The sequence below is a fragment of the Pseudomonas sp. AU11447 genome (assembly GCF_001672555.2).
Lineage (GTDB): Bacteria > Pseudomonadota > Gammaproteobacteria > Pseudomonadales > Pseudomonadaceae > Pseudomonas > Pseudomonas nitroreducens.
Map to the genome: position 1 here is coordinate 1 of NZ_LZDG02000054.1, position 21,143 is coordinate 21,143.

The 21,143-nt window shown below is 65.7% G+C and carries 19 protein-coding genes; 9 read left to right on the top strand and 10 right to left on the bottom strand.

Annotation, left to right across the window (positions count from 1 at the left end; genetic code table 11):
- Positions 1 to 93, top strand: a 93-nt coding sequence (locus A6723_RS31425; protein ID WP_083192896.1) for an electron transfer flavoprotein subunit alpha, incomplete at its 5' end; no start/stop codon positions are given.
- Positions 94 to 172: 79 nt separating this feature from the next.
- Positions 173 to 1,423 carry an OprD family porin gene (locus tag A6723_RS21120; RefSeq protein ID WP_065348200.1) on the top strand — a complete coding sequence of 417 codons (1,251 nt, stop codon included), beginning with the start codon at positions 173 to 175 and terminating at the stop codon, positions 1,421 to 1,423.
- A 63-nt stretch (positions 1,424 to 1,486) separates the two neighbouring features.
- Here the strand turns inward: A6723_RS21120 and A6723_RS21125 are convergent, their stop codons facing one another.
- Complete coding sequence (locus A6723_RS21125; protein WP_054911061.1) at positions 1,487 to 2,527, bottom strand: alpha/beta fold hydrolase; 1,041 nt, start codon at positions 2,525 to 2,527, stop codon at positions 1,487 to 1,489.
- Positions 2,528 to 2,768: 241 nt separating this feature from the next.
- Here A6723_RS21125 and A6723_RS21130 point away from each other — a divergent pair, with 241 nt between their 5' ends.
- Positions 2,769 to 3,185 carry a hypothetical protein gene (locus tag A6723_RS21130; protein WP_139093031.1) on the top strand — a complete coding sequence of 139 codons (417 nt, stop codon included), beginning with the start codon at positions 2,769 to 2,771 and terminating at the stop codon, positions 3,183 to 3,185.
- A gap of 255 nt (positions 3,186 to 3,440) precedes the next feature.
- On the opposite strand, the gene A6723_RS21135 is transcribed toward A6723_RS21130, so the two are convergent.
- Both A6723_RS21135 and A6723_RS21140 read right to left on the bottom strand, forming a co-directional pair.
- Positions 3,441 to 3,665, bottom strand: a complete 225-nt coding sequence (locus A6723_RS21135; protein ID WP_054911063.1) for a DUF2798 domain-containing protein — start codon at positions 3,663 to 3,665, stop codon at positions 3,441 to 3,443.
- A complete protein-coding gene (locus A6723_RS21140) occupies positions 3,662 to 4,246 on the bottom strand; it encodes a flavodoxin family protein (RefSeq protein WP_054911064.1) in 585 nt (194 codons plus the stop codon). The genes A6723_RS21135 and A6723_RS21140 overlap by 4 nt, the downstream gene beginning before the upstream one ends.
- A gap of 108 nt (positions 4,247 to 4,354) precedes the next feature.
- On the opposite strand from A6723_RS21140, the gene A6723_RS21145 reads away from it, so the two are divergent.
- On the top strand, positions 4,355 to 4,786 hold the full coding sequence (locus A6723_RS21145) for a helix-turn-helix domain-containing protein (protein WP_054911065.1): 432 nt from the start codon (positions 4,355 to 4,357) through the stop codon (positions 4,784 to 4,786).
- 236 nt (positions 4,787 to 5,022) lie between these two features.
- Here A6723_RS21145 and A6723_RS21150 read toward each other — a convergent pair whose 3' ends face one another.
- Positions 5,023 to 5,886 (bottom strand): LysR substrate-binding domain-containing protein, encoded by an 864-nt coding sequence (locus A6723_RS21150; RefSeq protein WP_054911066.1) that lies wholly within the window; start codon positions 5,884 to 5,886, stop codon positions 5,023 to 5,025.
- Positions 5,887 to 6,019: 133 nt separating this feature from the next.
- Here A6723_RS21150 and A6723_RS21155 point away from each other — a divergent pair, with 133 nt between their 5' ends.
- From A6723_RS21155 to A6723_RS21170, 4 genes are read left to right on the top strand one after another with little or no spacing between them, the layout of a single operon-like run.
- On the top strand, positions 6,020 to 7,075 hold the full coding sequence (locus A6723_RS21155; RefSeq protein WP_054911067.1) for an agmatine/peptidylarginine deiminase: 1,056 nt from the start codon (positions 6,020 to 6,022) through the stop codon (positions 7,073 to 7,075).
- The gene (gene aguB / locus A6723_RS21160) at positions 7,075 to 7,977 is read left to right on the top strand and encodes an N-carbamoylputrescine amidase (protein ID WP_054911068.1); all 903 of its coding nucleotides are present in this window, start codon (positions 7,075 to 7,077) and stop codon (positions 7,975 to 7,977) included. The genes A6723_RS21155 and aguB overlap by 1 nt, the downstream gene beginning before the upstream one ends.
- Positions 7,978 to 7,979: 2 nt before the next feature.
- Positions 7,980 to 9,080: an extracellular solute-binding protein gene (locus A6723_RS21165; protein ID WP_054911069.1), complete on the top strand. Its 1,101-nt coding sequence runs from the start codon at positions 7,980 to 7,982 to the stop codon at positions 9,078 to 9,080.
- Between the two features lie 10 nt (positions 9,081 to 9,090).
- On the top strand, positions 9,091 to 10,194 hold the full coding sequence (locus A6723_RS21170) for an agmatine/peptidylarginine deiminase (protein WP_054911070.1): 1,104 nt from the start codon (positions 9,091 to 9,093) through the stop codon (positions 10,192 to 10,194).
- A 237-nt stretch (positions 10,195 to 10,431) separates the two neighbouring features.
- On the opposite strand, the gene A6723_RS21175 is transcribed toward A6723_RS21170, so the two are convergent.
- The 3 genes from A6723_RS21175 to A6723_RS21185 form a co-directional block, all read right to left on the bottom strand.
- The gene (locus A6723_RS21175; RefSeq protein WP_054911071.1) at positions 10,432 to 11,196 is read right to left on the bottom strand and encodes an NAD-dependent deacylase; all 765 of its coding nucleotides are present in this window, start codon (positions 11,194 to 11,196) and stop codon (positions 10,432 to 10,434) included.
- Complete coding sequence (locus tag A6723_RS21180; RefSeq protein WP_054911076.1) at positions 11,193 to 12,716, bottom strand: sensor domain-containing diguanylate cyclase; 1,524 nt, start codon at positions 12,714 to 12,716, stop codon at positions 11,193 to 11,195. Before A6723_RS21180 ends, A6723_RS21175 begins: the two co-directional genes overlap by 4 nt.
- A gap of 105 nt (positions 12,717 to 12,821) precedes the next feature.
- Positions 12,822 to 14,015 carry a GGDEF domain-containing protein gene (locus A6723_RS21185; protein WP_054911072.1) on the bottom strand — a complete coding sequence of 398 codons (1,194 nt, stop codon included), beginning with the start codon at positions 14,013 to 14,015 and terminating at the stop codon, positions 12,822 to 12,824.
- A 214-nt stretch (positions 14,016 to 14,229) separates the two neighbouring features.
- On the opposite strand from A6723_RS21185, the gene A6723_RS21190 reads away from it, so the two are divergent.
- A complete protein-coding gene (locus A6723_RS21190; protein ID WP_054911073.1) occupies positions 14,230 to 14,859 on the top strand; it encodes an FMN-binding negative transcriptional regulator in 630 nt (209 codons plus the stop codon).
- A 123-nt stretch (positions 14,860 to 14,982) separates the two neighbouring features.
- Here the strand turns inward: A6723_RS21190 and A6723_RS21195 are convergent, their stop codons facing one another.
- The 3 genes from A6723_RS21195 to A6723_RS21205 form a co-directional block, all read right to left on the bottom strand.
- On the bottom strand, positions 14,983 to 15,384 hold the full coding sequence (locus A6723_RS21195; RefSeq protein WP_054911077.1) for a hypothetical protein: 402 nt from the start codon (positions 15,382 to 15,384) through the stop codon (positions 14,983 to 14,985).
- A gap of 126 nt (positions 15,385 to 15,510) precedes the next feature.
- Complete coding sequence (locus A6723_RS21200) at positions 15,511 to 17,514, bottom strand: U32 family peptidase (protein ID WP_054911074.1); 2,004 nt, start codon at positions 17,512 to 17,514, stop codon at positions 15,511 to 15,513.
- A gap of 155 nt (positions 17,515 to 17,669) precedes the next feature.
- Complete coding sequence (locus A6723_RS21205) at positions 17,670 to 20,846, bottom strand: autotransporter outer membrane beta-barrel domain-containing protein (protein ID WP_054911075.1); 3,177 nt, start codon at positions 20,844 to 20,846, stop codon at positions 17,670 to 17,672.
- Positions 20,847 to 21,143 lie beyond the last annotated feature (297 nt).

Below are 21,143 nucleotides of genomic sequence, written 5' to 3' on the forward strand. Positions count from 1 at the left end.
AAGGACGAAGAGGCGCCGATCTTCCAGGTCGCCGACTACGGCCTGGTCGCCGACCTGTTCGAAGCCGTACCGGAGCTGGAAAAGACCCTCTGATCCTGCTCATTCCCCTGGCCGGGCCAGCTGTCATCGGCCCGGCGTTTTGCCAACACCCCAGTAGAAAGAAACAAGAACAATGAAAAATCGTCGTACCCCTGTGCTGGTCTCCGGACTGGCGCTGCTGCCCTCGTTCGCCCATGCGGATTTCCTCGCCGACAGCAAGGCCAGCATCGAAGCACGTAACTTCTACTTCAACCGCGATTACCGCCAGAGCGGTGCCGCGCAGTCCAAATCCGAAGAGTGGGCCCAGGGCTTCCTGCTGCGCTACGAGTCGGGCTACACCGAGGGCACCGTCGGCGTGGGCGTCGATGCCCTCGGCCTGCTGGGCCTGAAACTGGATTCCAGCCCGGACCGTTCCGGCTCCGGTCTGCTGCCGTACTCGGCCAGTGACAAGCGCGCCGCCGACGACTACAGCGACCTCGGCCTCACCGCCAAGCTGCGCGCCTCCAAAAGTACGCTGAAGGTTGGCACCTTGCTGCCCAAGCTGCCAGTGGTGCAGTACAACGACACCCGCCTGCTGCCGCAGACCTTCCAGGGCGCGCTGGTGGAGTCGAAGGAACTCGACGACCTCGACCTGCAACTCGGCCAGCTGCGCGAGGTGAAGCAGCGCGATTCGTCCAACAACGAAGACCTGTCGATGACCCGCGGCAACAAGCGCAACATCGTCGCCGGCAGCCACCTGACCAGCGACCGCTTCAACATCGCCGGCGGCACCTACCGCTGGAACAGCCAGCTGAGCACCAGCTACCACTATGCCAACCTCGAAGACCTCTATCGCCAGCACTACGTGAGCCTCGTGCACACGCTGCCGATTGCCGAGGGCCAATCGCTGAAGTCCGACATCCGCTGGGCACGTTCCACCGACGATGGCGGCAGCAACGTCGACAACCGCGCGCTCAACGCCATGTTCACCTACAAGCTGGGCAACCAGGCGTTCGGCCTGGGCCTGCAGCGCATGTCCGGCGACACCGGCTTCGCCTACCTGTCCGGCACCGAYCCGTACCTGRYCAACTWYGTGCAGATCGGCGACTTCGCCAACAAGGACGAACGCTCCTGGCAGCTGCGCTACGACTTCAACTTCGCCTCCTACGGGCTGCCCGGCCTGAGCCTGATGACTCGCTACTTGCGCGGCGACAACATCGACCTGCTCAACGGCCAGGGCAACGGCACGGAGTGGGAACGCGACACCGACGTCGGCTATCTCGTACAGAGCGGCCCGCTGAAGAACGTCGGCTTCAAGCTGCGCAACAGCACCTTCCGCAGCAGCTTCGGCAATGACATGGACGAGACCCGCTTCATCGTCAGCTACACCTTGCCGATCTGGTAACGCGCCAGGCAGCACCGAAAAGCCCCGCTCAGGCGGGGCTTTTTTATGCGTTCGATCCGGGCCTTACCACTTGCTGACGTCGACGACGGCCTTGGCGAATGCCTCCGGTGCTTCCTGCGGCAGGTTGTGGCCGATGCCTCCGGTGAGCGTGCGATGCTCGTAGTGGCCGGTGAACTTCGCCGCGTAGGCCTTGGGCGGTGGATGGAACGCGCCGTTGGCGTCGCCTTCCAGGGTGATGGTCGGCACGCTGATCGGCGGGGCCTTGGCCAGCTTCTGTTCGAGTTCGTCATACTGCGCTTCGCCTGCCGCCAGGTTCTGCCGCCAACGGTAATTGTGGAGGGTGACGGCGACGTGGTCGGGGTTTTCGAACGCCTTGGCGCTGCGCTCGAAGGTGGCTTCATCGAAGTCCCACTTGGGTGAGGCCTGCTTCCAGATCAGCCGGGTGAAATCGCGGGTGTTCTTCGCGTAGCCGGCGGCGCCGCGCTCGGTGGCGAAGTAGAACTGGTACCACCAGAGGAACTCGGCTTCCGGCGGCAGCGGTTGCTGGCCGGCGGCCTGGTTGCCGATCAGGTAGCCGCTGACTGCCACCAGCGCCTTGCAGCGTTCGGGCCAGAGGGCGGCAATGATATCGGCGGTGCGCGCGCCCCAGTCGAAGCCGGCGAGCACGGCCTTGTCGATCTTCAGCGCATCCATCAGCGCGATGATGTCGCTGGCTACCGCGGCGGGTTGGCCGTTGCGCATCGTCCTCTCGGAGAGGAAATGCGTGCTGCCATAGCCGCGCAGCCACGGAACGATCACCCGGAAGCCTTGTGCGGCCAGCGCCGGCGCTACGTCGACGAAGCTGTAGATGTCGTACGGCCAGCCATGCAGCAGGATCACCGCCGGGCCATCCGCCGGGCCATCTTCGGCATAGCCGACATTGAGCAGGCCGGCATCGATCTGTTTGAGCGCCTTGAAGGTGGTGTGTGTGCCGGCCTTCAGCGACGCAGTGGTCTTGCTCTTCTCGCTGGCAGCCAGGGCGACGGCTGGCAATTGGGTGGCGGCGAGGGCCACCGCTGCCAGGCGCATCAGGTCGCGGCGGCTGCTATCGAAGTGCTCCGACATGTCTTTTCCTTGTTGGGGTGGGCCGGACAAAGCGTAGGCGAGCATGAATCCTCTGCTGGGAAAATTCCGGGACGAATGGCACGAAAGTGCGTGCTTGAGGGGGTTATTGGCGATTTTTCCCGTGTCGAACCTCTCACCGGGCAAGGAAAAGTCTGGTCAGGGCGCCGGCCCTCGGCTTATAAAACCCCTTCGCCGCTGTAGACCCGCAAGGATGGCGGCCCCACCAGATCAAGGAACGATGATGCGACGAATCACGATGATTCTGCTCGCCGCCGCCCTGTTGCAGGGCTGCGCGCACCAGAAGACCGGCAACCAGTGCGAAGACAACTTCAACACCGAAGGCGGCTTCATCGCCGGCAAGACCTTCACCTCCAATGTGCAGTTGGACATGCCTTACGCCAAGGTCTTCGACCGGGCGCAGAAGACCCTGGTGAAGGAGGGCTTCACCATCCAGACCGCCGACGAGAAGAGCGGCACCATCTCCGCCTACCAGGGCGTGATCCTGAGCAGCCGGAACGCACCGTTGAACATCGTGGTGGAAAAGGCGGGCTCCGGCTCCAAGGTAAGCTATGTCTTCGTCACCCTGGGCGGCATGTACACCACCGAAGGCGCAGTGCGTGACGGCTTCTGCCGGTTCACTGACGGGATTCGGCAGTAACCGCTGACCTCGGGGTAGGAGCGCGCCATGCGCGCGAATCGCGGGCATGGCCCGCTTCTGCAGGTGTTCGCCGATGGAGCCCGCTCGTGCGAGCAGGGTGGGCATCGTTGCCTAGGTAGGATGGGTGGAGCGCAGCGATACCCATGCTGTTGCGCAGCCAGATGCGATGGGTATCGCTGCGCTCCACGCCATCCTACGTTCTAGGCTCTCTGATATTTCGCGGAGTCTGACGTCAATCGCGGTCGGAGTCCGCTCCTACTCGCGTACCAGTCTCTCGATGAGACGGCGCGTCAGCGGGGCAATGACCAGCACCAGCGGGAAGGCGATGCCCCAACTAGTGAGCCAGGCGCCGAGCCAGAGATGGGCGAAGCCTGGTGCGAGGCCGATGGCGCGCCCGGTGGCAAGGCCGGAGACCAGCAGGCTCATCACCCCGGACAGAATCAACGCGAACAGCAGCGGAGCGTAGCGGCGCGGGATCATGCGTGGGCCTCCTGGTCGAACTGTGGCTGGTGAAGGCGGCTGAGGGTTTCGGCAAAGTGCTGGCCGAACAGCCGTGCGGTCTTCAGGTCGCCGGGGCAGAAGTCCGCTGCAGTCTTGTCGGCCTGGGCCATCAGGCCGGACCAGGAACCCAGGCGGTTGGCGGCTTCCTCGAACGGTACGCCCAGGTGCTGCTCGGGCAGGATCGGGTTGCCGGCCCAGAGCATCCCGTGCTGCATGCAGAAGGTGAACAGCGAGATCAGCGTGGACTGCTTGTCGCCCGCCGGCAGCGCCGAGACGGTGAACCCGGCGGCGAGGCGGCCGCGCAGCTTTTGTTGGCGCCACAACGGTCCGGTGGCGTCCATCAGAGCTTTCAGCGGTGTCGAGACGCCGCCCAGATAGGTGGGAGAGCCAAAGATCAGGCCGTGGTAGGCGAGGAGGGCGTCCGGGCGCCCGATCAGCTCCTGGGCCCTGAGCAGCTGCACGTCGCAGCGGGAGACAAGGCTTGCTCCGCTGGCGATGGTCTGGGCGATGCGCTCGGTGCGGCCGCTGGCGCTGTGGTAGACGATGGCAATGGTTTTCATGGCTTCTCCGTGGGTGCACGCAAGGTGAAAGCCACATCCTGGGTTGACCGGGAGGGGCTTTGGCGTGACCCTACAAGTTCAAGTGAACTTGAAGTCAAGAGGTGATCCATGGACATCGCCGATGTGGCGAAACGCTCCGGCGTGCCGGCATCTACCCTGCGTTTCTACGAGGAGAAGGGGTTGATCGTCTCCCTGGCGAAGCCCGGTGCGCGCCGCCAGTTCGCCCCGCAGATTCTCGACCAGCTGGCGCTGATCACCCTGGGGCAGACAGCGGGTTTCAGCCTGGACGATATCCGCTCGATGTTTGCAGCTGACGGTGGGCCCCATATCGACCGGGCGATGCTGGCGGCCAAGGCGGACGAACTGGATGCCACGATCAGGCGCCTGCGGGCGATGAGCCGGGGATTGCGCCACGCGGCGGCCTGCCCGGCGCCCAGCCACGCCGAGTGCCCGACCTTCCAGCGCCTGGTAAAGGCGGCGGCGAAGAGTGCGCTGGAGGGGAAGAAGGAGCGGGGACGGTTGAGTAAGGGGAAGGTTTGACCCGTTGCGCTTTCGGAGGGCGACTAACCCGGAACGGGTTATCCGCCCTACGGAGGTGAAGTCCTGCGTGGGGCTCGCCCTCACCCTGACCCTGGCTGCGCGCCCTGCTCCAGAGGGAGAGGGGACTGTACGGTGCAACTCCCTCCGAGAGAGGGGCTTTCTGTAGGAGCGAGCTTGCTCGCGAACAATGTCGCCCGGTTACATCCACCTTGGGCGGTTCGCGAGCAAGTTCGCTCCTACAGGGGGGGCCTAAGCGCTGCTTCCAGCCACTCGCAGAACCCCTGCGCCTGCGCATTCCGCTCGCTCTGCTGATGTACCAGCAGCGACCAGTTCGGCCCGCGCACGGTCTGTTCGCTGAGTGGGGCCAGCAAGCCATTCTGCCGAGCATCCCCCGCCAGCAACTGGCTCACCAGCGCGATGCCCAGGCCCTGGCTCGCCGCATCCAGCAGCAATCCGGGATCGGAAAAGTTCAACCCCTCGCTGCGCTGGCCGACATCCGCGCCGCCCTGCACCTGCCAGTGCGCCCAGTCCATCTCCCGCTCACCGTGCAGGGTGGTGCGCGACGGCTCCGCCTGTGCCAGTACGGATGGATGGCAGGCCGGGTAGAGACGATCCTCCAGCAGCACGCGGAAGCGGCATTCGGCCTGGGCGGTGAGGTCGTCGCGCACGGCGATGTCGATGGTCTGGGAGGCCATGTCCGGGGTTTCGTCGGTGGTCAGCAGCCACAGGTCGATCTGCGGGTGGCGCGCGTGGAAGTCGCCCAGGCGCGGCACCAGCCAGTGGCGGGCGAAGGCCGGGGTGGTGTTGACCACCAGTTGGTTGGGCTTGCGGTACTGGTCCAGGCGGCGGATGCCCACCGCCAGTTGCTGCAGCATGGATTGCGTGGTGCTGAGCAGGTCGGCGCCGGCGTCGGTCAGCGCCACCTTGCGCCCGGAGCGGTAGAACAGCGGCTGCTCGACAAAGCTTTCAAGGCTGCGGATCTGCTGGCTGATGGCCGACTGGGTGAGGTGCAGCTCCTCGGCGGCCTTGTGGAAGCTGCCCAGGCGCGCGGCGGCTTCAAAGCCGCGCAGGGCATTCAGGGGTGGCCAGTGCTTGAGCATGATCGATAAGTTCGCCTAATCAGATTTGCGCAAAATCTATCGTTTGTTGTCGCGTTTTTACAGGCCTAGCATGGTCATCAGGCGCCGCTTAATCCTTTTCTTCCGATAAAAATTCCTTACCAAAGGTTTGAATATGCATCGCAATGACGATAGGCAGAACGGCTGGCGCATGCCTGCCGAATGGGTCAACCACGCGGCGACCTGGATGGCTTTCCCGCACAACCGTCCGCTCTGGGAGGGTGGCTGGCGCGTGACGCTGGAGCAGGTGCAGGAAGACTTTGCTCGCGTCGCCAATGCCATTGCCCGCTTCGAGCCGGTGAAGCTGGTAGTGGACCCGTCCGCCGTCGCCCGCGCCGCCGAACTCTGCGGGCCGAACGTCGAGCTGGTGCCGCTGCCCATCGACGACAGCTGGTGCCGCGACTCCGGGCCGACCTTCGTCTGCCATCCGCAACACGGCGTGGCCGGTGTGAGCTGGTGCTTCAACGCCTGGGGCGGCAAGTCCGAGCACACCCTGGACGAAGGCCTGGGCCGCCGCATCCTCAACCACCTCGGCCTGGACTGCTTCGGCACGCCGCTGGCCAACGAGGGCGGGGCGATTCATGTGGACGGCGAGGGCACGCTGATCACCACCGAGTCGGTGCTGCTCAACCCCAACCGCAACCCCGGCGTGAGCAAGCGCGAGATGGAAGAAATCTTCTCCCGCCTGCTGGGCGTGACCAAGACCATCTGGCTGCCGGGCGACCCGCAGTACGTTACCGGCGACATGACCGACGGCCACGTCGACGGTGTGTGCGCCTTCGCTCGCCCCGGTGTGTTGCTGGTGGATGCTACCCACGACGCTTCCAGCACCTACGCCGAAGTCGCCCGCGAGAACCGCCGCGCGCTGGAGCTGGCCACTGACGCCCAGGGGCGTTCCTTCGAGCTGATCGAGCTGTTCGAGGCCAGCGCGGCAGTGGACCCGGAGGCCGAGGTGTTCTGCGCGTCCTACACCAACTTCTACCTGGCCAACGGCGCGGTGATCATGCCGGCCTATGGCATCGCTGCCGACGACGAAGCCGCTGCCGTGCTGGCCCGCGCGTTCCCCGGTCGCGAAGTGGTGCCGGTGCGCATCAACAATCTGGCCCACGGTGGCGGCGGCGTGCACTGCATTACCCAGCAGCAGCCGGCCTGGCCGCTGGGAGGCCTGTGATGAGCAAGCTGACCGTCGCCGTGCTGCAGTTCTCCTGCAGCTGGGACCTGCCGCGTAACCTTGCCGAAGCCGAGCGCCACGTGCGCTCGGCAGCGGCGGCCGGGGCAAGGCTGATCCTCCTGCCCGAGCTGTTCGCCACCCCATACTTCTGCATCGAGCAGGACCACACCCACCTCGCACTGGCCCAGCCCTACGACGACAGCCCGCTGCTGCAGCGCTTCGCCAGCCTGGCGGCGGAGCTGAACGTGGTGCTGCCGATCAGCTGGTTCGAGCGCGCGGGCAATGCCTACTTCAACTCGCTGACCGTGGCCGATGCCGACGGCAGCCTGCTCGGCGTGTACCGCAAGACGCACATCCCCAACGCTATCGGCTACCAGGAGAAGGAGTATTTCAGCCCCGGCGATACCGGTTTCCGCGTCTGGGACACCGCCGTTGGGCGCATTGGCGTGGGCATCTGCTGGGACCAGTGGTTCCCCGAGACCGCCCGCTGCCTGGCACTGCAGGGCGCGGAGATGCTGCTGTTCCCCACCGCCATCGGCTCCGAGCCGGGCGCGGAACAACTGGATTCTCGCGATCACTGGCAGACCGCCCAGCGCGGCCACGCCGCCGCCAACCTGCTGCCGGTGCTGGCCGCCAATCGTATCGGCGAGGAAGTGGCGCCCAGCGATGACGCGCTGCGCATGCGCTTCTACGGCTCGTCGTTCATCACTGACCACAAAGGCGCGCTGCTGGCCGAAGCCGGGCGCAACGAGGCCGCCGTACTGGTGCAGGAGCTGGACCTGGACCTGGCCCGCGAAGAGCGCCTGACCTGGGGCGTGTACCGCGACCGCCGCCCGGAAATGTACGGCCCTCTGCTCGGCCTCGATGGCCGCCACCTGCACCCACGCTGGCAAGGAGTCTGACCATGAACAAGCACCTGCTGATCGGCGCGTTGGGGTTGTCCCTGGCGTGCGTCCTGCAACCGGCCGTGGCGGAGGAAGAAAAGGTCCTGCGCCTGTTCAACTGGGCGGACTACTTCGCCCCCGACACGCTGGCGAATTTCACCAAGGAAACCGGCATCCGCGTCATCTACGACGTGATGGACAGCAGCGAGACGCTGGAAGCCAAGATGATGGCCGGGCACAGCGGCTACGACCTGGTCTTCCCCGGCGACACTGTGGCCGAGCGGTTGATGCGCGCCGGCGCCCTGCAGAAGCTCGATGACAGCAAGCTGACGCAGCTGGCCGATATCGAGCCGGGCCTGCAGACGCTGCAGACCAAGTACCCGTACTCGCGCCACGCGGTGGTGCCCTACACCTGGGGCAGCATCGGCGTGACCTACAACCAGGCGAAGATCGAACAGCGCATGCCCGGCGCACCGGTGAACAGCCTGGACATGCTGTTCAAGCCGGAAGTCGCCAAGCGTTTCGCCGATTGCGGCATCTCCATGATCGACTCGCCGGACGAAGTGCTGGCCGTGGTGCTCAACTACCTCGGCCGCGACCCGCGCAGCGGCAAGCCGCAGGACCTGGCGGACGCCCTGGCGCTGCTCAACGGCATTCGCCCGTACATTCGCAAGTTCCAGTCACAGCCGGTCACCCAACTGGTCAATGGCGACCTGTGCCTGTCGCTGGGCTACAGCGGCGACGTCACCCAGTCGCAACGGGCGGCCGACGAGGCGAAGAAGCCCGAGCGCTTCGAGTACCGCGTCCCGCGCGAAGGTACCTCGGTGTGGATGGACACCATGGCCATTCCCGTCGACGCGCCGCACCCGGAATACGCCTATGCGCTGATCAACTACCTGATGCGCCCGGAAGTGATGGCCGCGATCAGCAACGCCACCGGCTACCCGACCTCCAACGCCAAGGCGCGGCCGATGGTCGAGGCGAGCATGCGCGACAACCCGGACATCTATCTTGATGAGAAGGCCTACGCGCGGCTGTTCCCCGGCAAGGACATCCCCCAGCGCGACATGCGCGCGCGGATGCGTACCTGGACCAGTTTCAAGACCGGCACCGGCGGTTGAGGAGGCGAGGATGATGACACGCAGGAACCTGCTCGGCACCGGCATCACGCTGGCCGCCGGGCTCGGCCTGGGGTTGGGGCGCGTCGCCCTGGCCTCGGGCAAGTGGACCATGCCCGACGAGCACCGCAAGCAGGAACGGGTGTTCGTCGCTTACGCGGCGAGCGCCGACGTCTGGGAAGACCTCGCCCCGGACGTCAACGCCACCGTGGCGCGGCTGGCCCGCGCCATTGCCGAGTTCCAGCCGGTCACGGTGCTGTGCCGGCCTGAACAACAGGCCGAGGCCAAGCGTGCGTGCGGCGGGCAGAATGTCGACTTCCTGCCGGTGCCGGTGGATGACATCTGGGTGCGCGACTACGGCGGTTGCTTCCTTGTCGACGGCACGTCGGGCGGCCTGGCGCTGGCCGACTTCAACTTCAACGGCTGGGGCGGCAAGCAGCACGCCGAGCGCGATCGTGGAGTGTCGGCGGCACTGGCCGAGGACCTGGAGGCCAAGGCCATCGTCAGCGAGCTGTGCGGGGAGGGCGGCGGCATCGAGGTGGATGGCCACGGCACGGCGATCTTCACCGAAAGCTGCTGGGTCAACGACAACCGCAATCCTGGCTGGTCGCGCCCTCGCGTCGAGGCCGAGCTCAAGCGCATGCTGGGGCTGCGCAAGGTGATCTGGCTGCCGGGCATCCGTGGCAAGGACATCACCGATGCGCACGTGGACTTCTATGCGCGCTTCGTCGAGCCGGGCGTGGTCGTGGTCAACCTGGACAACGATCCGCAGTCCTATGACCACGCTGTCACCCGTCGCCACCTGGAGATACTCAAGAACGCTACGGATGCCGATGGCCGCGCGCTGAAACTGCACACGCTGCCGCCGCCGATGAAGCCCAAGCCCAGCGCCTACAACCGCGACAACCCGGATTTCGCGGCCGGTTACATCAACTACCTGCCGGTGAACGGCGGGGTAATTGCGCCGAAGTTTGGCGATGCGGCGGCGGATGAGCATTGCCATGCCTTGCTCAGCGAGCTGTACCCGGACCGCGAGATCGTGCAGTTGAACATCGACCCGATTGCCGCCGGTGGTGGTGGCATCCACTGCGTGACGTTGCAGATGCCGGCGGTGTAGAGCGGTTACACAGGCGGGCTCCTTGTAGGAGCGAGCTTGCTCGCGAACAGCCCCCGGGGCATGGATGCCAGACGGGTTCGCGAGCAAGAACTGGGCGTCCCCCTCGTTCCTACAAGCCCGTTATCGCTGGATGTGCCACGGGGGTCGGTGAATTCGTTTTCGGCGAATAACCCGTTCCGGGTTATTCGCCCTACGGTGAGGTGAGCTTCGTAGGATGGGTCGAGAGTCGTTGCGCGATCAGCGCTCGGCGAAAGCCTCGTTCAGCAAAGCTGGCAGGGCCGTGCCAGCCGCGCTGGCGAGGGCGAAGTCGCGCTCCCCGTGCAGCGGGCCCGGTGCGGGGTTGATGTGCAGGACAGTGGCCCCAGCGCGCCAGGCGATCTGCGGGACTTCGGCCGCCGGGTAGACCACGCCGGAGGTGCCCACGGAGATCAGCAGGTCGCAGTCTTCGGCGGCCTGGAAGGCGTGGTTGAGGGCATTCATCGGCAGGCCTTCGCCGAACCACACCACGCCAGGGCGCAGCGGGCCGCCGCAATGGGCGCAGGCCGGCGGCGGTACGCGGCGCCCTGCCTCAGGCTCATCCGGAACCGGCAGCGCTGCGTCGGGTTCGCGCTGGCAGTCGAAACAGCGCGGGCGCTCCAGTTGGCCGTGCAGGTGGGTGACGTCCTGGCTGCCGGCGCGTTCGTGGAGATCGTCGACGTTCTGGGTGATCAGCGTGAGCTTCGGCACCTTGCCCGCCAGCGCTGCGATGGCCAGGTGAGCGGGATTGGGCTGCGCGCGATGGACGACACTGCGTCGCCATTCATACCAGCCCCAGACCAGCGGCGGGTCGGCACGGAAGGCCTGGGCGGTGGCCAGGGATGCGGCGTCGAAACGCTGCCACAGCCCGCTGAGGCGGTCGCGGAAGGTGGGGACACCACTCTCGGCGGAAACACCAGCACCGGTGAATACCACCACGTGATGGGCTTTGCGCAGGGCGTCGAGCAGGGCGGGTTCGAATATCACGGTGCGGTTCCCGGCAGCGTGGGGGCATTTTCCAGGCGATTGCGGCCGGCCGCCTTGGCGCGGTACAGCGCGCGGTCGGCGGCCTCGATGAGCGTGGCGGCGGAGTTGTCGCTGCCGCCGGGCAGCGTGGCAATGCCGATGCTCGCGGTGATGCGGCCCAGCGGACTGCCCGCGTGAGTGAGATTGGCCTGCTGCAGGCGCTTCATGAACTGTTCGGCGACGGCAAGGGCACCGTCCGCTGCCGTATTGGGCAGGATCACCGCCAGTTCCTCGCCGCCGTAGCGTGCGGCGAGGTCGCCGGGGCGGCGCACGCTGTCGGCGAGGATGCGGCCGATGCGGCGCAGGCAGTCATCGCCGGCGGGGTGACCGTAGGTATCGTTGAAGCGCTTGAAGTGGTCGACGTCGATCAGCAGCAGCCCCAGCGGCGTGCGCTCGCGGTGTGCGCGGCGCAGCTCGGCGATCAGGTGGTCGTCGAAACTGCGGCGGTTCTCCAGGCCGGTGAGGGGGTCGCGGGAGGCGAGGACCTCCAGTTGGCGGTTGGCCTTGATCAGGTCCTCGCGGGCGTCGCGCAGCAGGCGTTCAGTGCCGATGCGGCGCTGGATGGCGAGGATCAGCAGGCTGCCGATCACCACGATGACCATCAGCAGGCCGAAGGCGATGGCGACCGTGCGCAGGGCGTCGGCGCGCCAGGCGGCCAGGGCTTCGTCCTTGCCCAGGGCGACCGAGGTCACCAGCGGATAGCGTTCGTTCTTGCGGAAGGCGTAGATGCGCTCTATGCCGTCCAGCGAGGAGGCGAAGGTCGCGCTGCCGACCGTGGCTTCCTCCAGGTACTGGGTGAAGATCGGCGAGCGCGAGAGCACGCGGCCCATGTCGCTCTCGCGGAAGGGATAGCGCACCAGCACCTGGCCGCTGCTGGTGGCAACGCCGATGGCGCCGGTCTTGCCGATATCGATCTTGCCGAACAGGCGCAGGAAGTCCTGCACGCCGAGCGCCGCCACTATCACCCCGGCAAAGTTGCCCTGGGCGTCGTTGTAGCGGCGGCTGACGGTGATCACCCAGACGCCGGTGGAGCGACTGTGGATCGGCCCGTCGATGTAGGCGTCCAGTGAAGGGTTGTCGCGATGGTGGATGAAGTACGCGCGGTCGGCGCTGTTGGAGCCGGGCGGGAAGGGGCCGGTAGAGGTCATCAGCCAGTTGCCCTGGGCGTCGTAGATGCCGACGCCATTGAGCTGCACGAGCAGGTGCTGCTGCCGTTGTACCAGTTCATTGAGACGTTGCAGCTGCGGAGCAGCGAGGCCTTCGTGCTCCAGGCGTTCGGCGATTCCGAGCAGCAGCATGGAGCTCTGCGTGACGATGCCCTCGACGTAGGTGTCCAGCGCCTGGGTGAGGTTGAGGTTGTGCGTGGTGGTTTCCGCCAGTGTGCGCTCGCGGGCCGACCACAGCTCCCAGATCGTTGCGATGGCGACGGTCAGGCTGATGATCGACAGCAGGAGGACGGCAAGGCGGATGTCGCGTTTCACACTGGCCTCGTTGGGGCGTTCCCTGTGGCGGTCGTCACGCAGGGCGGGCATCGCCCGGCGAGTCCAGGGAGATGCCGGCAGCACGTGCCGGGTTGGCTATGGTGGTCAGACGCCTGGCATGCCGCTGAGTTGCACACGGTTGCGACCTTTCTGCTTGGCGATGTACAGGTGGCGGTCGCAGCGGGCGAGCAACTCGCGCGGTTCATGCAGGCCGCCCTCGTTGGCCATTGCTGCGCCGAGGCTGATGGTCAGCTGGCGCAGGCTGTCAGGCCGGTGCAGGTGCTCGATGCCCTGGCTCGCCACCTGCTCGCGTAGTCGCTCGGCGACGCAGCGCAGGTCTTCGGCGTTGGTCGCCTCCAGCAGGATGGCGAATTCCTCACCGCCATAACGATAGACGTTGGCCCGCCCGCCGCGCAGGGTGCCGACCAGGTTCTCGGCCACCTGGCACAGGCAGCGGTCGCCGGCCTGGTGCCCGTAATGGTCGTTGTACGGCTTGAAGTAGTCGATGTCCGCCATCAGCAGGGCGAAGGGCCGGCCGTGGGCGCGCATGCCGTGCCAGCTTTCGTTGAGCTGCAGGTCCAGGGCCCGGCGGTTGCCCACGCCGGTGAGGCCATCGGTGGTGGCCAGTTCCTGCAGGCGCAGGTTGAGCGAAGCCAGTTCCGCGCGCTGGCGGCGCTCCTCGAGGTCGGCGAGAAAGGCCTGGCGCACGCCCTTGATGTTGGTCCAGCTGATGAACAGGCTGAACAGGGCGATGGGCAGGTAGACCAGGGTGAAGATCAGCAGCGGCTTGACCGCGCCATCATGAATCAGCCAGACGTTGTAGAGAATGATCGCCGAGATGATCGCCGAGACCAGTGCGATGCCTTTGAACGAATAACGCACGCCCAGGTTGCCCAGCAGGATGAACACCACCGAGGCATAGAGGAAGAAGGGCACGTCCGGCGAGGCGCTGCGCTTGAGCAGCTCGAACCAGGCGATGGTGGAGACGATGTCGTGCAACGGCATCAGCATGTCCATCACCAGCACGCTGCGGCTGAAGCGGAACACCAGGAAGATGTTGAGCAGGCCGATCAGGCTCAGACCGCTGCGCAGGAGCAGGGACTCCTTGGCCATGTCCGGGATCAGCAGCGCGTCGGCCAGCACGTAGGAATCGTAGGCGGCCATGGCGATGAAGTTGATCGCCAGCAGGAAGCGCCGGTAATGCTGGATCACGTATGCCTTGTAGGCATCCTGCAGGCGCGGCGGAATTCTCCCCTGGGACTGCCGGGGAGGAACGGCGGGAAACTCGGGTGCGGTCATCGAGAGTGGGAGCCTGTGTCTGCCATCCAGGGCGAATGCTGGCTAAGGGCTAGAGTAGGGGGCGGCGTCATTGCCGTCCAGCAGGGCGATGCATAGGGTGTACCAAATCTTCGCTCGCCGAGGATTGGCTCTGTTGCCAGGGCCTGCAATGGATCTTTATAGGGTGCCAATACGGCGGCATGATGACCATCACCACCTGCAGTCGAGGTCTTTCATGTACGTACCTGCGCATTTCGAGGAAACCCGGGCGGACGAGTTGCACCGGCTGATCCGCGAGTATCCCCTGGGCATCCTGGTCACCGGCCATGACGGCCTGCTGGATGCCAATCACCTGCCATTCGAATTGGAGCTCTCCGCCGAGCGGCCGCTGCTGCGCGCCCACGTCGCGCGCAACAACCCGGTGTGGCAGGAGTCCGACGGCGAGGACGTGCTGGTGATCTTCCGTGGCGAGCACGCCTATGTGTCGCCCAACTGGTACCCGAGCAAGCACGAGGCGCACCGCCAGGTGCCGACCTGGAACTACCAGGTGGTGCACGTGCGCGGTCGCCTGAAAGTGATGGACGAGGAGCGCTTCGTGCGCGGTGTGGTCGGCCGCCTGACCCGCACCCACGAGGCCAGCGAAGCGAAGCCTTGGAAGATGAGCGACTCCACGCCGGAATTCATCAGCGGCATGCTGGCCAACATCGTCGGCATCGAAGTGGAAATCAGCGAGATCGTCGGCAAGTCCAAGCTCAGCCAGAACAAGGATGACCGGGATCGGTTGGGGGCGGCTGAAGCGCTCGGCCAGCGCGGAAACACCGCGCTGGCCGGGGCCATGGTCAGCTCGAAGGACGTGAAGCGATAACCAGGATTCCAGGCCGGTTGCTGGAGCGAGCTTGCTCGCGAACCGCCCTCGCAGCGCAACTGCCGGGGAATCCGTTCGCGAGCAGGCTCGCTCCTGCAGGAAGACCCCGAACGTTGGCGCGGGTCAGAACCCGCCGAGCAGGTCGTGCGAATCCAGCAGGCGCCAGGCGATTTCCGGGTTCTTCTCCAGGCCCCGGCGAATCGCGGCGGGGATGGCCTGGCGAGTCTTGCGGCAGAGGCCGGGCTGGGTCTCGAAACCGAATTCGATGCCGCGCATGGTGCGCACTTCATTGAAGCCAGGGGCAATGTGCAGGCGGATGCCGAGCTGCTCGTAGAGCTTCTGTTGCAGACGCTCCAGGTCGGCCAGGTCCTTGAGATTTTCCAGGCGCTCCAGCAGGCGCTGCTCTTCATGCCGGGTCAGCAGGAGAATGCGCAGGTCGGCGCCGGGATCAGCCAGCAGCCGTTCCCGGTCGCAGTCACAGGCACCGGGTGGGCATTGCTGGCGGAGTGGGGGAGTGGTGGGCATGCTCCCGATCATAGCGGGGGATCGGGGAATTGCGCAGGGGGGTAACTGTAGGAGCGAGCTTGCTCGCGAACCCTGCTCTCGCGGCGGAGCTTGTTCGCGAGCAAGCTCGCTCCTACAAAAAGCGGCTCAGTGCGCCGGCTTGCGTATGGTCTTGAGCAGGTCTTCCGGGCTGATCTGCCCGACGATGGTGTTCACGCCTTCGCTGCCCGGCTGCGGCAGGCCGAGGATGTGGCCCTTGATCTTGCCGATCACGTGCATCTCGCACGGCTTGCAGTCGAACTTCAGGGTCAGCACCTCGTCGCCGTGGATCAGTTGCATTGGCTGCACCTTGGTGCGTACGCCGGTGACGCCCTTGGCCTGTTTCGGGCACAGGTTGAAGGAGAAGCGCAGGCAGTGCTTGGTGATCATCACCGGTACTTCGCCGGTTTCCTCGTGGGCTTCGTACGCGGCATCGATCAGTTGCACACCGTGGCGGTGGTAAAACGCGCGGGCCTTCTCGTTGTACACGTTGTACAGGAACGACAGATGCGACTCCGGGTACACCGGCGGCGGGGTGGTCTCGGCCTTGCGGCCGCCACGCGGGTGGGCCTGCACGCGGGCTTCGGTCAGCGCCTCGATGGCCTCGCGGCGCAGCGACTTGAGCTGGGAGTTGGGGATGAAGAACGCCTGCGGGGCGTCCAGCTCGATGGCGTCGGCGTGGTACTGGGTGGTGCCCAGCTGGCCGAGCAGGTCGTGCAACTGGTCCAGCGCCTGTTCGGGCTTGTTGGCGACACCGAACGGGCCGTCCAGGGCGACGCTGGCACTGACGCCTTCTTCGCTGGTGGCGGTCAGTTCCAGGCGCTCTTCACGCAGCTTGGCGACCCACGACAGGCCGACACGGCGCTCGGCGGACGTCTTCTGCAGCGCCTGCTGCCAGTTGTGGTCGAGGTTGCGCGACAGCGGGTGGTTCGGGCGCAGGCGGTAGAGGCCTTCCGGCATCTCGTTGGGCTCGACGCGGTAGCGGTAGCGCTTCTCGCCGTCTTCCTCGAACTCGCCCTTCGGCTCGGCAATGTTGGCGCGGAAACCGACTACTTCGCGCTTGACCAGCACGTTGAGGCCGTCGCCGTTGGACAGCGGGTCCTTGGTCACCACCAGCATGTCGCGCTTGCCGACCTTTTCCACGGTGCCCACCGGCAGGCCGGTGAAGGTCGGCGAGTCGAAGGCGCCGATGTCGATCTTGCGGTCGCTGACGAAGTAGTCGGTGCTGCCGCGGTGGAAGGTCTTGTCCGGGTCCGGCACGAAGAAGTGGTCGGTGCGGCCGCTGGAGGCGCGGGCAAGGTCCGGGCGCTCGGCGAGGATGCCGTCCAGGCGCTGGCGGTAATAGGCAGTGATGTTCTTCACGTAGCCCATGTCCTTGTAGCGCCCTTCGATCTTGAAGGAGCGCACGCCGGCGTCCACCAGGGCGCTGAGGTTGGCGCTCTGGTTGTTGTCCTTCATCGACAGCAGGTGCTTCTCGAAGGCCACCACGCGGCCCTGGTCATCCTTCAGGGTGTAGGGCAGGCGGCAGGCCTGGGAGCAGTCGCCACGGTTGGCGCTGCGGCCGGTCTGGGCGTGAGAAATGTTGCACTGGCCGGAGAAGGCCACGCAGAGCGCGCCGTGGATGAAGAACTCGATGGCCGCGTCGGTCTCGTCGGCGATGGCGCGGATTTCCTGCAGGTTCAGCTCGCGGGCCAATACCAGCTGGGAGAAGCCGGCCTGGTCGAGGAACTTCGCCCGGCCCAGGGTGCGGATGTCGGTCTGGGTGCTGGCGTGCAGCTCGATCGGCGGGATGTCCAGTTCCATGATGCCCAGGTCCTGCACGATCAGCGCGTCGACACCTGCGTCGTAGAGCTGGTGGATCAGCGCGCGCGCCGGCTCCAGCTCGTTGTCGTGGAGGATGGTATTGATCGTGGTGAACACCCGCGCGTGGTAGCGATGGGCGAACTCCACCAACTGGGCGATATCGCTCACCTCGTTGCAGGCATTGTGCCGCGCGCCGAAGCTCGGGCCGCCGATGTAGACGGCGTCGGCGCCATGCAGGATGGCCTCGCGGGCGATATGCACATCGCGGGCAGGGCTGAGCAGTTCCAGATGGTGTTTGGGCAAGGACATGGTTTCTTCTTTATCAGGCGTGCTTATCAGGTATGGAACGGGCAATCGCGCATTGTACCGGTCAATCGTCGCGCCGGCATCCGTGGCGTGCCGGACGGTGCGCAGGGGTACGCCTGTAAAGAACAGGGCGGCTGTTACCAGCCGCCCCGGGTGGCTCAGTATTCGAACCGGTAGCCGACGTTGGCGTGGTTCTGGTCGAAGTTGTCGCCGTCGCGGTAACCCACTTCCATGAACAGGCTGTGGCCGTCGGTAAGGCGCGTGGAGACGCCCACGGCCGCCTCGCGCCAGCCGCCACTGAAGTCCGAACTCTGCTTGGGCGTGCCGTTGATCCGGTAGCCGATGTCGTCGGCCATCAGCTCGCGAACGTAACCGCCCTTCAGGTACACCTCGGACTTGTGTTTAGCGTTGCTCAGCTCGTAGCCGACGATGCCGCCGGCGCGGGCCAGCAGTGAGTCGTAGTCGTCGTAGTGGATCTTCAGGCCGTTGCTGGCGCGCGAGGAGAAGCCGCCCTGGTCGGTGTAGACCAGTTGCGCCTGGGGCTCGACGAACCACTGGCTGTCCTTCTCGCGGTGCAGGGTGAAGCGTTTGCCGGCTTCCACCGAGGCGGAGTAGCCGTTGCTGCTGCCGGAGCTCTTCACGCGGTTGCCCTGGGTATCGTTGACGCTGAAGTTGTTCTTCAGGTGAGCGGCCTTGAGCACGGCGTCGATGTAGAAGCCGTTCTCGTGCAGCCAGGTGCCGTAGATGCCGACGTGGGTGTTGCGCGCGCCGCCACTGCCTTCGTCGAAGCTCTGGTCGGCCTCGGTGTGGCCGAGCATGGCACCGACGAACAGGTCACCACTGCTGACCGGCACACGCCGGTCGACGCCGAGCTGGATACCCTGGTAGCTCAGGCGGTAACCGTCGAAGTTGCTGCCGGCGAAGGAGTGCAGGCGGCCGCCGTTGGTGCGCAGCCAGACGTTGCCGTCGGTGTCGCGTTCGGTGTAGCGCAGCTCACCCATGCGTTGCAGCAGGGTCTGCATATCCAGGTAGGACAGCAGGTAGTTGGTGTGCACCTGGGCGTGGAAGGCGCGGGTAGTCGAGGTGCCGGGGCCCGGGGCCGGGCCGGGCGGCGTCGGCGCTACAGGGTCGCCGGGTTCGACCGGGCCAGGCGGCGTGGGGTCGACAGGCGGTGTCGGGTCTACTGGCGGTATGGGGTCAACGGGAGGCTTCGGGTCAACCGGAGGCTCTGGATCGACCGGGTCGGTCGGGCCCGGATCAACCGGCGGCGCGGTATAGCCATACAGTTCCCAGTTATCGTCCTCGTTCTTGCGCAGGGCATAGGTGTTGCCGCCCAGCTCCACCAGCGCGCCTTCGTAGAGGCCGAACTGGCCGCTGCCGCCGTTGGTTTCGATGATCTCGATGCGCTCGTTACCCAGGGTGCTCTGCGAGCCGTCGTTGGCCACCAGGACCGAATGGCTGCCGGTGCTGCCGTCGGTACCCGTGATGGTCAGCTTGTCGGTCAGCTGGTTGACGATGTCGGTGTAGAAGTGGAAGGCCCCGGCGCCGCTCAGCGAGCCCAGCTGCAGGCTGCCGTAATGCTCCGGCTGGTTGGCGGCAAAGCCGTTCTGCCAGGACTCGCGGCTGTTGAGGTAGACCTGCGAGTCGTCCTGCAGGTCCAGCGCCGTGAGGTTCGAGGTGGCGTAGTGGTTGGCCTCGCTGCTGTTCTTGTCCAGCAGGAACCAGCGCGAGCCCTTGAGGTTGAGCGTGGCGCTACTGACGCTGCCATCGCCGGCAACGGTGCTGTCGGTCACCGCGCGGCCCACCAGTTCGCTGTTCTCGGCGTTGAGCGTGAAGCTGCTGGCGAACACGCCATCGGCGCTGTTCTGGCTGGCGTTGACGTTGAGCAGGCTGCGCCCGTCCTGGGCGGTGGCGCTGCTGTTGGCGAGGTTCAGGGTGGCGTCCTTCACCGCATCGGCGACATTCATGATGCCGCTGTTCTGCCCGTCACTGGTGCGCCCGGCAAGGCCGCCGACTTCGATCAGCCCGGCGGTGCCGGTGGCGCCGTCGAGGTGTGTCATATCGGTGTCGGTCAGGTCGATCACCTGGCCGCCTTCGAGGCGGTCGCCGTTGCTGGCGAGGCTGTAGCCATTGGCGAAGGAGTAGCGGATCGCGCTGGCGGCGGAGGTGATGCTGTTGCGCACGCCAGCCACCAGCGGTGTGAGCGTGATCTTCGCGCCGTCACCCATCACCCGCAGGCCGGCGGAGTCCCTGCCTTCGGTGGTGATATCGGTCTTGCCGTACACCGTGACTTCGGAGTTGCCGTACTGCGCGCCGGCGTGGCCGCTGTCGACGGGGGCGCTGGCACTGCCGCCGCCCAGCGAGCCTGCGGCCAGACCATGGGATTGCCCGGTGCCGGTGGTATGGATCACCGTCTGGAAGTCCTGATGCTTCTCGCTGTTGATGGTCACCTGAGAGTTGCCGGTGGCCCAGGCGCCGATTTCGTTGAGGCCGCCGGTCTTGATCCGCAGGTGGCCGCCGTCATAGCCGGTGGCGGTGACGTTCGAATGGTTGAGGGCAAACAGCGCATTGGCGCCCGGGCGGCTGGTGGTCTGGTTGAAGTCGCCACCCATGAAGGTGATGGACGAGTTCTTGGTGGCGTACAGGCCCACGCCGTTGCTCAGGTAGGAGGTACCGTTCATGTCCACCAGGTCGAGGGTCACGGTGCCGCCATTGTTGGCTTCCACCGAGCGCTGGCTGGACTTGTTGGTGACCGTCAGCACATAGGGCGTGCCGTCTTTCGAGGTCATGTCGATGGTCCCGCCATTGGCGGCGAACAGGCCCTTGCCGCCGGCGATGGTCAGGTTGGCGTTGCCGTTGAGCTCGGCGCTGGAAGTGGCGCCGTCCACATACATGGCGCTTTTCGGGCTGCTGTAACCCGAACTGGTCGAAGTGGCGGTGAGGTTGCCGTTGAGCACGAAACGTCCGCCGCCGGTGACGGCGATGCCGTTGTAGACATACTTGCTGTTGGAGTTGGTGTTGCTGCCGTAGTTGTAGGTGATGTCACCGTTGACGGTGACCTGGCTGTTGGCGCCCTTGATATCCAGGGTATTGCCGTCGACCTTGCCGCTGACGCCGGTCAGCACCAGGGGTGAGCCGCCGGGGCCGGTCATGGTGATGACAGCACCGTTGCTCACGGCAAAGGTCTTGATGGTGCCGACCTGGGTGAAGTCTTCGTATTGGCCGCTCTGGTTGGCGGTGTAGCGTTGATCGGTTTCGGTGACGCTGTTGGCCGCCGTTGCGGTGGCCACGGCCAGCGGGCTGGCCAGCAGAAGCATCAATGGGGTGTTCTTCATCACGGTTTCCTACCGCCTCTCGGCGGGATGGGTGAAGAGAACCCGGTTGCGCAGTTTCCGTGTGCCGCACCAGGGATTGCCTGGCGTGAAGGGGTGGGGCGGTGGGTTTCAGTGGTGGTGTCCTGGCACTGTGAGTCACTCACGGGAGTTGGTAGCGGCGGCGATTGTTCACTACAGCGCCCGACAACACCCTTGAGCTATGTCAGAAGGTTTTCGAATCCGCCATGGGTATTGAGAAACGTCATGACCAGGCCAGATTGCGCCTGACCTGAATCAGTACGCACCGGCCCTGGAACT